Source organism: Paenibacillus sp. 2RAB27 (assembly GCF_052115445.1).
Taxonomy (GTDB): Bacteria; Bacillota; Bacilli; order Paenibacillales; family NBRC-103111; genus Paenibacillus_E.
This window is the reverse complement of the sequence record NZ_JBFRGR010000002.1, coordinates 147,026-160,195: the sequence shown is the minus strand read 5'-3', so window position 1 is coordinate 160,195 and position 13,170 is coordinate 147,026. Positions and strand designations below refer to the sequence as shown.

The window sequence follows — 13,170 nt, the reverse complement described above, 5'->3', positions numbered from 1 at the left end:
CAGCCATGGTTAAGAAGAAAAGCTCTAAACGTTTGTACTATTTGGGAGTCCCTTTGCTACTCCTAATCGGTGTGATGATGAGCATGTATTTCTGGCAAATGAGGCTTCAGAAACCGATAGAGGTCAATATGGCCAACCATGAGCATAGCTCAGGCACGAATTCCGAAACTGGCATGCATATGCATGCTGTGACAGGCGTTTCTTGTGGCTCGTTTGTGGCCAAAGAGACTTCAGGATCGACCCGCAAGTTCGATCTGACGGCAGCAAAGACGGTTTTGCAGCTGGATAATGGAAAAGCGGTCGATGCATGGACCTTCAACAGCACTTCTCCGGGTCCTGAGCTTCGCGTCACAGAAGGCGATCGCGTCGTCGTTACGCTCCACAACAAGGACATCGAGGATGGCGTTACGCTTCACTGGCACGGGATTAATGTTCCTTGCTCGCAGGATGGCGTTGCGGGGGTGACGCAGGACGCTGTGCAGTCCGGGGAACAGTTTACGTATACTTTTGTCGCGTCGGCGCCAGGTACTTATTGGTATCATTCCCATCAGATGAGCTCGATTCAGGCGAAGAAGGGCCTCCTTGGCTCGATTATCGTCGATCCCCTTGATAAGTCTGCTTCTCTCTCTTCTGTGAAGGAAGTAACAGCACTTTATCAACGTTTAGATTCTAGTATGCTATTGAACGGCAGCGCTAAAGGACTGAACGTGCCTGGTAAAGCAGGCGAACAAGTAAGGTTGAGGCTAACCAATGGAGACAATGAAACGTTGAACTTCTCGGTCGACGGAGCGCCCTTCCAAGTTATTGCGATGGACGGTCACGATTTACATGAACCCGGCCTCTTGAAAGGCACGAATATTCCTGTAGGAGCCGGCCAACGCTACGATCTGCTCATCAAGCTTCCCGAATCAAGTAAGGTCATCGTAAGAAATCAAACGGCTAAAGGTCTGTCGATTACGATCGGCAGTGGCAGCGAACCGGAACCGACGGAAGGCGGGGCGATGTTCTCGTTCGTCGATTATGGCACCCCGCTGCAGGACGATCCTAGCAGCAAGAACGTGCCTGACCGCAGCTTCGAACTAAGGCTTGGCCAATCCCTCTTCGTCAAAACGATAAATGGCCGTTCGTTCCACGAAATCCCTCCCATGAACGTGAAGGAGGGAGAGCGCGTGAATATTACGCTCGTCAATGAAGGAGGCGGTGATCATCCGTTCCATACCCACGGCCATACCTTCCGCGTGCTTAGCAAAAACGGAATTCCATTGAAGGGCAGCCCCGTCTCTCTGGATACGCTTCTGTTGAAAGATGGCGAAACCTTCGAGGTGCAGCTGATTGCCGATAATCCAGGCTTATGGATGGCGCATTGTCATAATCTCGGGCATGCCTCGATGGGGATGACCATGATGATGAACTATGTGGGAATCTCTACGCCATATAGAGTTGGAACCAAGTCAGGCAACCTTCCCGATCTATGAGAATTGGCAGCACGCTGATTGAGAGGTTATAGTGATTCTTTGGAAAAAACAATGAAATTAATTTATAAGGAGATGTAACATGTCGAAAAAATCATTTAAGTTAACCGCATTTATCAGCACTATTTTATTAATATCAATTTTAATTGCAGGGGTCATTTATAGAACAACAACGGATAAATCCAAGTGGAGCAACTTCGATGTGGATCGCAACGCTCAGGTTATTGTTGACCTGTCCATCGTTATCGACGCTCCTCTGCAGACCGTATGGCGGCTACAGACAGGTATCGACCAGTGGCCTACCTGGCAGAAAGACATCACCCAGGCGCAGATGTCCGGTCCACTCGCAGCGGGCAGCTCTTTCAACTGGGTAACTCACGAGCTGCCCGTTGTCTCCACAATTCGCGAGGTAGACCCTATGCGCCGCATTGTCTGGGGAGGCCCAGCACTCGGCATTGACGGCGTACACGTGTGGGAATTCAAAGCGTCCCCCAACGGAGTCGTCGTGCACACCACTGAGTCATGGGACGGTCCTCCTGTTGCTGCCGATCCTGAAGGAATGCGTGCGGCACTTACTTCCTCACTCACCGCTTGGCTCGCCGCGCTAAAAACAACTGCCGAGGCTGCAAACGAATGATCGTGTGCCGCAGTTTGATCGACTACGTAAGTATTAATCTGTTCGAACAGTAGCATTGTTTTGATACTATTTTACATGATATAATTATTGATGAATCACTAACGGTGTAAGGAGGCTGCATTCTGATGGCAAAAATGGATACAACCATAGTTAATCGAAAAGCGGACATTATATCGGCGGCTATCGAGGTGTTTGCGGAAATCGGGTTTTACCGTGCAACAACTGCACAGGTTGCAGAAAGGGCCAAAATTTCACAACCTTATATTTTTAAATTTTTCTCAACAAAGGAAGCATTGTTGCTGAACGCTCTGGAGGTTTCTTGGACGCGAGTGATTGATTCCTTCCGTAAGGTCGTGGAATCTGCACCAGCAGAACAATTGGAGTCCGATCTAATTCAGGCATATGTGGATATCCTGGACATGAATCAAAATGAAGTTCTTCTCCAAATGCAGGCGCAGACAATTCGTGAAGATTCGATCCAGGAAGCGATGCGCCATGGATTTGGGGAAGTACGTCGAATGGTTTTGGACGCTTTCCGTGCAGCTAACATTCCGAATGCCGAGGAAAGAACGATGTTGTTCTTGGCCCGGGGTGTGCTGTGCAATATTTCAGTAGCGCTGGCTATGCCCGAACTGATGGATATATGATGAAAGGGGTTAGTCGTGCGATCATTGTCAGGTAACAAGAATTAAGGTGGTATCACGGGGGATTCTCGTCCATTGAAGGAGGGAGAAGCCCCTTTTTTTGTATATCATGAGGACCGCGGCAGCCCTCTATTTTCAGCCCCAATTAAGCCATTTCCTCTCTACTCACCAACACTTTCTTCTCCCATGCTCTGCTCCGCCAGCGCAATAATAACAGAAGTCCTCTCAACCCTTCGTCCATGATGAACACGCACCACATCCCTGCCAACCCGTACCCCAGATGGACACCTATCCAATACGTTAGCGGGACACACAGTCCCAATATGACACTTGAGCCGACAAAGAGTAGAAATCTCGCGTCACCAGCAGCTCGAAGAGCTTCTCCAATGACAATATTCAAACAGCGTACAGGTTCTAAAAGGAAACCGTAGGTCAATAAAAATGCACCTAATGTGATAATTTCGACGTTGTCCGTGAACATACCGATCAGCTGTTTTCTGAACAACACGGTCAACGTAACCGCGGCAAGTGATAGAAATAAACTAAGTATCAAACTACGAAACAATTGCTTGTAGGCCTCTTCCTTTTCTCCTGCACCCACCAATCGACCAATGATGATTTGCGTTCCACGTCCCAAGGAAATGGCCAGCACCATGATGAACGTCATGATATTTTGTGTGTAAATCCGAGTGGAAAGCATCTCAGCACCGAGTTGAGTGATAAAATAGGTCGTCATCAATTGGCTAATTGCGTATATGAGCTGGCTTCCCGCTGTGGGAATACCGATTGATAAGATCTTTTTTATTTCAGCAAATCTTGCTTTATAAAAGTCACGAAAGGATAAGTTCAATCGAACGATTTTCGTTAAAATCATGCTATAGATAACCAGTCCGAGCAATTGGCTGAATACAGCTGATATGGCGACACCTGGTATACCGAGCTTAGGAAAGCCGAAAGGACCGAAAATAAATAAAATACTGCCGGTCAAATTGACGAGATTGATTCCCAAACTGACTATCATTGTATATCTCGTATAACCATGCACCTGTGTGATGGCCGAAATGGTCAGATTGATGGCTTGAATAAATAAGGAACATCCCACGATTGATAAAAATATGCGCGCTTGCTCTAATGTCGCAGGTTCCAAGCCGAAGGGTTGCAGCAGCTGCTTGCTGAAACAAACGATACATACGCTAATGAAGAAGCCGAAAATACAATTAATCGAAATAGCTCCAGCGGCAAACTTCTTTACATCTCTAACTTTATTCGCGCCCAAATATTGAGAAATGACGATGGCCGAACCGGTTGAAACGACTTGAAGCAGTAAGAATAAAAAGATTATAAGCTGGTTGCTGACGCCAACCGCGGCGACGGCTTCATCCGACACATGACTGACGATGAACGTATCAGAGGTTCGCATAAACACGAGAAGTGACGATTCAATAAATAAAGGCCATGTAATAGCAAACAAACTTAACTTTTTAGGATTCGTCATGGGGATGGAACTCCTTCGATAGTCCTCGATATGGATCTCTTCTTTATTTTGAGGTATAACGAAATCGTTTTCATTGCGAAATTTGCACAAATGAATGCTTAAATTGATGGGAATTCGTAATCGATTGCTGGTTAGGGAGGGATTGCTGGGATAATCTAGAAATTTAAATAGTAGAAAAAGAAAGGTGCTGTGATGACGGATGTTTTTAGTTAATTCTCGTGCAATTATTGAAAAAACCTTTAATGGATCCATCCAAATTGTGGTTCAGACACGAAATAAACCTGGAGAATTGCAACGGATTGAACTTCCTGGAGCTTTGAAGTGGAATGTATGCAACCATTTGGAGCGTATCAAATTTTCATAAAAATGTTTGAATGGAATGCGGGATTCGAAATGAAGAGTAAACCAAAGATTTTGGATATGTTCCGTCAGGATAAGATGAAGTGTCTGATTATAAAGAATAATCGTAGGATAGACCAATACTTAAATGAAGTCTAACAACGAGGTGTTATCGTGGAGGGAATGGGAATGAAAATAACGAAGCTCATTGGTTTACTCGCTTCTATTGCTTCTATGTTCCTTTGGATAATATTCGCTTTGTTCAATCCATACACCCATGAGCATGTCGAGAATGACGTTTTGGTCATTACTTTATTTACGCTTTTTATTCCAGCAAGTGTAGCATTGTTAGGGTCCGTTATTAGAAGGCCATCACTTATGTTAATAGCATTTGTTTGGTCACTTCCTATAAGCCTATATACCGCAATGACACCAAGTTTGTTTAAAATGTTTGGAATTACTTCAGTTATGTATCTGATTTCGGGTATTTTGATGATTAGGGATGGTAGGTCTCGACATAGATAAAAAGAGGAGGTCACTTAGATGACGCCAAAACATTTTCTTTCTGCAGCAGCAATTGTACTTAATGAGCGTAACGAAATTTTATTAATCAAAGGCCCCGAACGAGGTTGGGAAATGCCCGGAGGCGTGGTTGAAGAAGGCGAATCGTTAAAAGATGCAGCGATTAGGGAAACTAAGGAAGAGAGTGGAATTGATATCGAGGTAACCAAATTTTGTGGTATTTTTCAAAATGTCACTCAGAATATTTGTAACACGATGTTCTTAGGTAGACCGATCGGAGGAGAGTTGACAACGAGTTCTGAGTCTCTTGAAGTAGGCTTCTTCCCAATTGAAAAAGCCTTAGAGATGGTGACTTTTCTAAATTTCAGGCAGCGCATAGAATATTGTTTAAATGAAGAGAATCATCCGTTTTGTGTGGACTTTTCAGAAATTCCGCTGTAAGTCGGGGGATAATCCCGAGGACTGATGCGGGAGAGACAATCCTCGGGAGCCCTTCTTATGACTATTATTTCATTACCATTCAACAGGTTGAATCGATATCTCCGCACGTGGCAAGCAGTCAATTATGATCAATGCCAATCCTCCGCTGGTTTGAAGCGAGCTTTGTACGTTACAACCCGTACCAACAACCATATACGATACTCCCTCAGTTAGATTGACCAGCATGCTAAATGGCTGTTCAGCTTCCCCAGCATAGTGAAATTCCGCACGATATTCCGTGAATTCTTCATTGAATTGTTGTTGCAGCATCCACACGTTGAATCCAATAGTAACTTTGCCTAGTTGATAATAGGAAGCGAACCAATTGATGACTGGAGCCGATAAACCGCCGAAATGATGCCATCCTGCGCCACGTCCTGTCTGTACGATAAAATGTTCATAACAGTTGTAAGTAGCCTCGGTCTCACGTTTCCAACATTCTAGAGCGGTATTGGCTATGCGGAAAGCATAGTCTGGCCGACCTAAGTCGAGCATTGTTTTCCAGAAAAACCACTGATGCGGCATCCAGACCGCACCGTTCCAATAACCATCCGCTCGATAATAAGGTGCGCTTTGGTCAACAGTTGATAAGCCAATTGGTGTCCAGAAGCGGCCATCATCGAACAGTACAGTAATTAAACGGTTTGCACGATCGCGATCACAGACACCAGCAACCAACGGGTAGAGGCCATCCATCCCCATATTATAATTAGCCCCAGAAGCATGATACAGATGGCCCTCAGAATCGCCCTGCTGATTATGTACAACATAGCCGTAATAACCGGCTTGTTCATCCCATGCGTGGGCTTCCAACGCACCGCTCCATAGCCGAATATCCTCCTCGTATCCCCGAATATCCATTTGCCAATCATCAGACATTGCCGCCGCCATCTTAAGAATTTTGGCGATTCGAATCGCTTGACTCGTTGTAATGATAGGAGCAACTGCAGCTTCCAAGTTGTGCTCATGCACGTATTTTTGTGGTGGATAGTCGTCCCAGCCCCCTGAGTTATAGAAATAATCCCATGTTTTCAATAGGCCGGTACGTAGTGTATTGGTCGTTGAACTGCTGGTCTTTCCAGCTAAAAACAAGTAATATTGCCGCAATCGCGGGTAAAAATGTTGCAGAAAGTCAGGAGATTGTCCGCGATTCCACAACTCCTGGAACACATAATGCTGCACAGGTACGGGGCTGCCGTGATGAATGAAGGCGGTTTGAGAGTCACCTGGCTCCGTCATATAAGCATTCAAGCAATCCAGTGCTCGCCGAGTATCGATATCGGAGAAGCCAAGTCCAATAAATCCGGAATCCCACGTATACAGCGAATCCCACCATCGGCCAGGCGTGCTGTGCCTTATGTATGTACGTTTCGTATAGACGGGATAGACGGTATTCGTTAGCAGAGTGGCACGCATGAGTTGCTGGCTGAACGCATAGCGATCACCGGATGGATAGGAAGGAGGCGGATTCAACTTAGTACGTTCAGCTTGGTAGATAGACTCGCATTTATCATAGTCAAGTGTAAAGTTGGACATGCAGCCATGCACTTCTTCGTAAGTCCCAGAGCAAACCATACCGTGAAGAATCATAGAGGAACCTGGGATCAAATGAATGGGGCGCATAAACACATTGGTGTAGTGTCCCTTTCCATTTCCTTGCAAAATGTCATCGACATGATTATGCACGGTATGGCGGGCATAGCGATCCAGCTCATCATTTCTGAACTGTCGAATCTGGGCATCTGAATAGTCCCACAGAAGGCCATAAAAACATGGACTGTCCGGATAACGAAGAATAAGACTGCTCGGAACAGGACCTGCAAGTAATTCAGGCTCAATCTGCCAAGGTCGATCAAGGAAAGTGACATCTTTGCATGCGCTGCGCTCAATAAGTGTGAATCCATCAATGATCATTGGACTTGAGCCCGAAGTATGCATGCTAATAGTGACTTTGCCAGCAGCAAGTATTCCCACGGGAAGCTCTGCTATGATTAATGTATTGGACGGCTCCAAAGAAAGGCGATATCGCTGATGCCCAAGCCCAATCTCAAGTTCTCCACCTTGCGCCGCTTGATAGCGTAACAGTAACTTACCATCCTGTAAGGGTGTTGTGAGAGTCGTCTCATAACGCAGCATGTCTTCAGCATCCCCTCCGAATTGGCATCCGATTGCCGATCCGCCTGTAAAATGCTGTCCACGAATCTCTCCACGTATAAATCCGTCATAGACCAATCCATCGGATGGTCGCGGTTGTGCGAAAGTCAATTCGCTGTAATCTAGCGCATCCACCCACTTGGCGTCTTCAGGAAGCTGTGCATCAGTGAATACATGTACTTCACCGTGTCCCGGGAGCCGAGGCGGCTGAAGGGAAGCCATCCAGTGCAGCACTAGATTCTGCGGATGCTCCGTCTGATTGGCCAAAGCAGCGCGGATGAGACGGCTCTGATCGTCGATCCGACTGAAGGAAATATCCGCGTAGACACGATCTTTCCATTCCAGTTCGTGACGATGGGCAAAGAAGCTGTAATCTGGCGTAGCTTCCCACGGATGATAGCCGGATTCCCAAAGGACACTGGGAATATCTATTTTTCTTCGATAGAAGCCCGGCATTAAACTTAGATCAAAGCGCACACCTCTCGATTGATCATTAATATGGGAAATACCCATATATTGTTTGGTGTAAGGTCCCCAAGCAGGCAGTCTTAGGTCATGGTCAGTGGGGAGGTTCTCAAATTCATGCATGGATCATCGCTCCTTTTACAGATGTTGTATTCTCTTTATTTTAAAATAATTGAAGGCTAAAAGCCTCTTGATAGCGGATCATTTTGTCTTGAAAACGGACATTCGTGATATGATAGCAGGAGTACATGGAAGAAAGGACAATAACAATATGGCAGTGAATTTGACCGCTTACGATAACGAACAAGTCGATTATGCAGACCCGAATTTCAGGATGAAAATATGGACCATTCGACATCCAATCCAAGTGTCCATTCAATACGGTCCCTGGCACTACCATGAAGAAGTAGAGTGGATCACAGTTCTGAAGGGCACGATGACCATTGAGACAACACAGCAAACATACACATTGCAAGCCGGCGATGTGGTGATGTTAGGCTCGAACGAGCTTCACCGATCTCACAAATACGTACAATCTCAATTGATCTACATCGTTTGCCATGTGGATATGTCCGCTTTCTTGGACCCTTCGTTGCTGACCTATCAGGCAGCTTTTACCGGTAGATCAGCCAATTTAACACGGCTGAATGACGCGCTGAGGAAATATCCGTTAAGCATTCAACTCATCCATGAGCTCCTTAATCAGATGCTTCGAGAAATAACGGTTAAAGGGAGAGGCTACGAGTTTGCCGTAAATGCTAATTTGAAAAAACTCCTGTACACGCTGATTCAAATTGATGATGAACAGATCATTGAACCGATGGATCATCAACTAGCCGTGAAATTGCGTCCAGCGTTAGCCTATATTGAACAGCTGTTAGAATCGCCTTGCCAGATTACTGATATCAGCAGCAAGTTGAACTATAACAGTAGTTATTTTGCCAAGCTGTTTAAGAAAGGAATGGGTATGACGTTTACGTCCTATGTGCAAATGCGTAGAATGAAACGAGCGGAACAGCTCCTGTTGACAGAGACATGTTCGGTAACAGAAATAAGCGGTAGAGTCGGCTTTACAAGCCCTGCCCAGTTTTATCAGTTGTTTAAAAGGCATTTCGGCTGCAGCCCGAGACAGTTTGTTGAGAGAAGGAATCACCAAAAAATGTGAATAATGCCTTTACATATATAATAGCCCCCAGCATGGTGGGGGCTGTTTGACGTTTTTTTTAATTCAAAAGTTAATTTATTACAAAATTAATTTAAATTAATACATTTTATTAAAAATTCAGGCGAGTATAATTTTTTACATGAGATATCCGATTTGTAGTGGGAGGGATGATATAGTTGAAAGCGGTTTTAGGGAAGTATCAGGACAACATGAATCTAAGAAGAAAGAACAGTATCGTATATTATTTAAAAAGAGATTTTCTACTATATGTGCTCTTACTATTACCAATGGCTTACTTATTCATTTTTAAATATGCGCCAATATACGGTGTAGTGATGGCATTTCAGGATTATAACATTTTCGAAGGAATTAGCGGGAGCGAATGGGTTGGGCTTGACGTATTCAAATTCATTTTTGAACAAAGTAGTTTTTACCGTGCGCTTAAGAACACACTTGTTTTAAACTTTCTAGATTTGGTAGCAGGTTTTCCGGCACCCATTGTACTTGCCATTTTATTGAATGAAATTCGGCATGTCAGATTTAAAAAAGTGACGCAAACCATTCTCTATTTACCGCACTTTTTATCCTGGGTCATTATTGGCGGTATGGTCTACCTGATGTTTTCTTCAGGTGGAATGGCAAATAGCGTCTTATCTAGCCTTGGTATTGGTCACATGGAGTTTCTTTCACAAAAAACCAACTGGCTAATCATGTATCTAGCGGTTGGGGTGTGGCAAAGTGCAGGATGGGGTACAATCATCTACTTAGCATCCATCATTGGCATCAATAAGGAGTTATATGAGGCTGCCGATATGGATGGGTGCAGCAGACTTCGTAAAATATGGCATATTACTTTGCCTGGAATAAAGCCGACCATTATTATTTTGCTTATTTTGCAAATTGGAAGAATGCTCTCTATTGGGTTTGATCGGCCTTTTGTCATGGGGAATTCTTTGGTAAGTGAATACTCCGATGTCATCAGTACATTTGTATATCGTATCGGAATTGGGTCAGGGGATTTCTCGCAAGCAACAGCTGTTGGATTGTTTCAATCGGTTGTAGGGTTAGTGTTTTTAGTGACAGCGAATTTTATTGCCAAAAAAATTGGTGAGCAGGGAATTTGGTAGGGAGTGTGAGTTTGTTGAAGAGGAAGCAGAAAACTAACTTCGTTGATCTAGTTATTATCGTATTCATCATAGGCGTATCCATTACCTGTCTCGTCCCATTTCTATATATGATTGCGCTTTCTCTGAGTTCCAATAGTGCCATTGTTTCACAGAAGGTAACACTTTGGCCGGTAGAATTCACACTCGAGACCTATAAAACGATCTTAAGTGATGTAGAAATGATCTATACGCTGGGGTATTCTATTGTGCTTACCATTGTATATACACTCATTTGTATGTTTTTAACGATATGTGCTGCATATCCGCTTACAAAGAAGAGATTGAAGGGAAGAAGCTTTTTTCTATCGATTTTGGTCATTACGATGTATTTTAGCGGTGGATTAATACCAAGTTATATGTTGGTGAAAAATTTAGGCATGATGAATTCCGTATGGAGCTTGCTTTTGCCTGGTGCGATGAGTGTGTTCAATTTGATAATTCTAAAAACATTTTTCTCATCACTTCCAGAAAGCTTGGAAGAATCGGCATCTATTGATGGTTGTAATGAGCTAGGGATACTTTTTCGAATTGTTCTCCCGCTTTCTTTGCCGTCGATCGCAACTTTAAGCCTCTTCTACGCGGTAGATAGATGGAATGGATTCCAAGATGCACTCTTTTATATAACCGATAAGAATTTGTATCCCATGCAATTAAAGCTGTACCAAATCATTACGGCGAATCAACAGTTAGACACCCAGCAAGGTGAAGGTAGTATTGGTGCTTATATTGTTCCAGAATCATTGAAAGCTGCAAGTGTCATGTTTGCCACAGTTCCTATCTTAGTGGTTTACCCTAAACTTCAAAAATACTTTGTTGAAGGTGTCATGACGGGGGCCATTAAAGGCTGAGAAATAGGTTGTTCAAGCAAGTTGTTTCTTGAAAAGCATGAAAGGTGGTGATTCTGTTACCGATCAGCTAGGATTAGATCATTATGTGAACGCTATTCGAAATGACTATGAGATAAAGGTGAGGTTGAACAATGAAAATTAAAAAAATGTTCGTTATATTACCAGTCTTGACGCTGCTAACAAGTGGATTAGTCGGATGTGGCAGCGATAATAAAAATGAAAGTAAAGCAACGTCAGCGGCGACTGCAACAGAAGCGGCATCTGCAAAGCCTTCAGGACCACCAACAACACTAACCGTTGAAGTATTTGACAGAGGAATTCAGGGACAGCCTGATCTGAACAATAATACGTGGACAAGGTATATCAATGATAATTTTGGCAAGCAAAATAATGCTATTGTTAAATTTATACCAGTTCCTAGGAACCAGGAAATTGATAAGCTTAATGTATTGATGGCAGCCAATGAGGCGCCAGATATTTCATTTACTTATGACAGCCCGACCGTCTCAAGATACGCTAAGGTGAATGGTATCCTTCAGTTGGATGATTTGTTAGCCAAGCAAGGTAAGGAACTAACGAATTATCTAGGTAAAACGGTTCTTTCTTATGGACTCTTCAACGGTAAACAGATGGCGATCCCTGCTAAAAGAACTTCGCTGGCATGGGGTGGTATGTTTATTAGAAAGGATTGGCTAGATAAATTAGGAATGCCGATTCCTACTACGAGGGATGAGTTATATAATACGCTAATTGCGTTCCGAGATAAAAATCCTGGTGGCGTGAGTGGTGTTATTCCATGGGGGTTGGCAGCAACAGGTTTTAATTATAACACTGGAAATTTATTTGAATCTTACTGGGAGAAACAAACAGAGGAAGAATTCGTTACAGCTCCGGGCTGGATAAGACCTGGAAATAAGGATGCACTCAAGTTTCTCAACAAGCTCTACAATGAAAAATTAATCAGCCCTGATTTTGCGTTAGATAAAACAGCAAAGCAAGCGGATGCAGATGTGACCAACGGTAAAGTCGGATTCTTCAGTGCAAACTGGGATTATCCATTACGTCAAAATATCAGTGTGCCTTTGAAAGCAAATGTGCCTAGTGCAAGCTTTGTACCCATCGATGCGTTCAAGAATTACGAAGGGAAATACAAGAAAATTGCGTACAATGAAAATGGCGTGAATGTGTTTATCCCTAAGAGCAGTAAAAATGCAGAATTGGCCATTAAATATCTAAACTGGATGTCTGACCCTAAAGTATTATTCTTCCTGCAATACGGTCAAGAAGGGGTTAATCATAAGATGGTCGATGGCATTCCACAGATCATCAATCAAACAGGTGATAATATGCAAACCTCCAATTTAAATCTTGATTATACCTTGATTGTAAATGGCGTGGAACTTGGCGATCAGCAGAAGAATATCAAAGCATTAGCATCATCGACTCCGGGACTCGAAGCTATTACAGAACAATCCTACAAAATAAATACGACTGATACGTATACAAGTTACTTCTTTGATACACCAAGTGAATCCAATATTAAGTTTGGCAAAACGCTTGGGGATATGAACAAACAAATGACGGATAAGCTAATTGTCTGTAAGCCAGCAGAATTCGATAGTTTGTACGATAAGCTCGTTGCAGAATATATGGCAGCAGGCGGGCAGGCCGTTATGGATGAGAATGTGAAGATCTACAGGGCTATGCAAACAACTAAGAAATAATAAATTTGCTTTATAGCGTACAAAGCCTATGGACATAACGGCGTTATATCCATAGGCTC

At 43.7% G+C, this 13,170-nt stretch carries 11 protein-coding genes; 9 read left to right on the top strand and 2 right to left on the bottom strand.

Annotated elements, in window-relative coordinates:
* Positions 1–5: 5 nt before the first annotated feature.
* The 3 genes from AB4114_RS03545 to AB4114_RS03535 all read left to right on the top strand — a co-directional run bounded on the left by AB4114_RS03545 (position 6) and on the right by AB4114_RS03535 (position 2,756).
* Positions 6–1,475, top strand: coding sequence for a multicopper oxidase family protein (locus tag AB4114_RS03545; RefSeq protein WP_441987164.1), 1,470 nt, complete (start codon positions 6–8; stop codon positions 1,473–1,475).
* A 79-nt stretch (positions 1,476–1,554) separates the two neighbouring features.
* Positions 1,555–2,109 (top strand): SRPBCC family protein, encoded by a 555-nt coding sequence (locus AB4114_RS03540; protein WP_441987163.1) that lies wholly within the window; start codon positions 1,555–1,557, stop codon positions 2,107–2,109.
* A gap of 125 nt (positions 2,110–2,234) precedes the next feature.
* On the top strand, positions 2,235–2,756 hold the full coding sequence (locus AB4114_RS03535) for a TetR/AcrR family transcriptional regulator (protein ID WP_441987162.1): 522 nt from the start codon (positions 2,235–2,237) through the stop codon (positions 2,754–2,756).
* 142 nt (positions 2,757–2,898) lie between these two features.
* Here AB4114_RS03535 and AB4114_RS03530 read toward each other — a convergent pair whose 3' ends face one another.
* Entirely contained in the window at positions 2,899–4,248 is a 1,350-nt protein-coding gene (locus AB4114_RS03530) for an MATE family efflux transporter (protein ID WP_441987161.1), read from the bottom strand.
* Positions 4,249–4,776: 528 nt separating this feature from the next.
* Here AB4114_RS03530 and AB4114_RS03525 point away from each other — a divergent pair.
* Positions 4,777–5,112 carry a hypothetical protein gene (locus AB4114_RS03525; protein WP_441987160.1) on the top strand — a complete coding sequence of 112 codons (336 nt, stop codon included), beginning with the start codon at positions 4,777–4,779 and terminating at the stop codon, positions 5,110–5,112.
* Positions 5,113–5,130: 18 nt separating this feature from the next.
* On the top strand, positions 5,131–5,550 hold the full coding sequence (locus AB4114_RS03520; RefSeq protein WP_441987159.1) for an NUDIX hydrolase: 420 nt from the start codon (positions 5,131–5,133) through the stop codon (positions 5,548–5,550).
* A gap of 72 nt (positions 5,551–5,622) precedes the next feature.
* Here AB4114_RS03520 and AB4114_RS03515 read toward each other — a convergent pair whose 3' ends face one another.
* Complete coding sequence (locus AB4114_RS03515) at positions 5,623–8,331, bottom strand: MGH1-like glycoside hydrolase domain-containing protein (protein ID WP_441987158.1); 2,709 nt, start codon at positions 8,329–8,331, stop codon at positions 5,623–5,625.
* A 148-nt stretch (positions 8,332–8,479) separates the two neighbouring features.
* On the opposite strand from AB4114_RS03515, the gene AB4114_RS03510 reads away from it, so the two are divergent.
* The 4 genes from AB4114_RS03510 to AB4114_RS03495 all read left to right on the top strand — a co-directional run bounded on the left by AB4114_RS03510 (position 8,480) and on the right by AB4114_RS03495 (position 13,111).
* Entirely contained in the window at positions 8,480–9,373 is an 894-nt protein-coding gene (locus AB4114_RS03510; protein WP_441987157.1) for an AraC family transcriptional regulator, read from the top strand.
* A gap of 209 nt (positions 9,374–9,582) precedes the next feature.
* Complete coding sequence (locus tag AB4114_RS03505; protein WP_441987466.1) at positions 9,583–10,500, top strand: ABC transporter permease; 918 nt, start codon at positions 9,583–9,585, stop codon at positions 10,498–10,500.
* Positions 10,501–10,514: 14 nt separating this feature from the next.
* A complete protein-coding gene (locus AB4114_RS03500; protein WP_441987156.1) occupies positions 10,515–11,387 on the top strand; it encodes a carbohydrate ABC transporter permease in 873 nt (290 codons plus the stop codon).
* A 131-nt stretch (positions 11,388–11,518) separates the two neighbouring features.
* Complete coding sequence (locus tag AB4114_RS03495) at positions 11,519–13,111, top strand: extracellular solute-binding protein (protein ID WP_441987155.1); 1,593 nt, start codon at positions 11,519–11,521, stop codon at positions 13,109–13,111.
* Positions 13,112–13,170 lie beyond the last annotated feature (59 nt).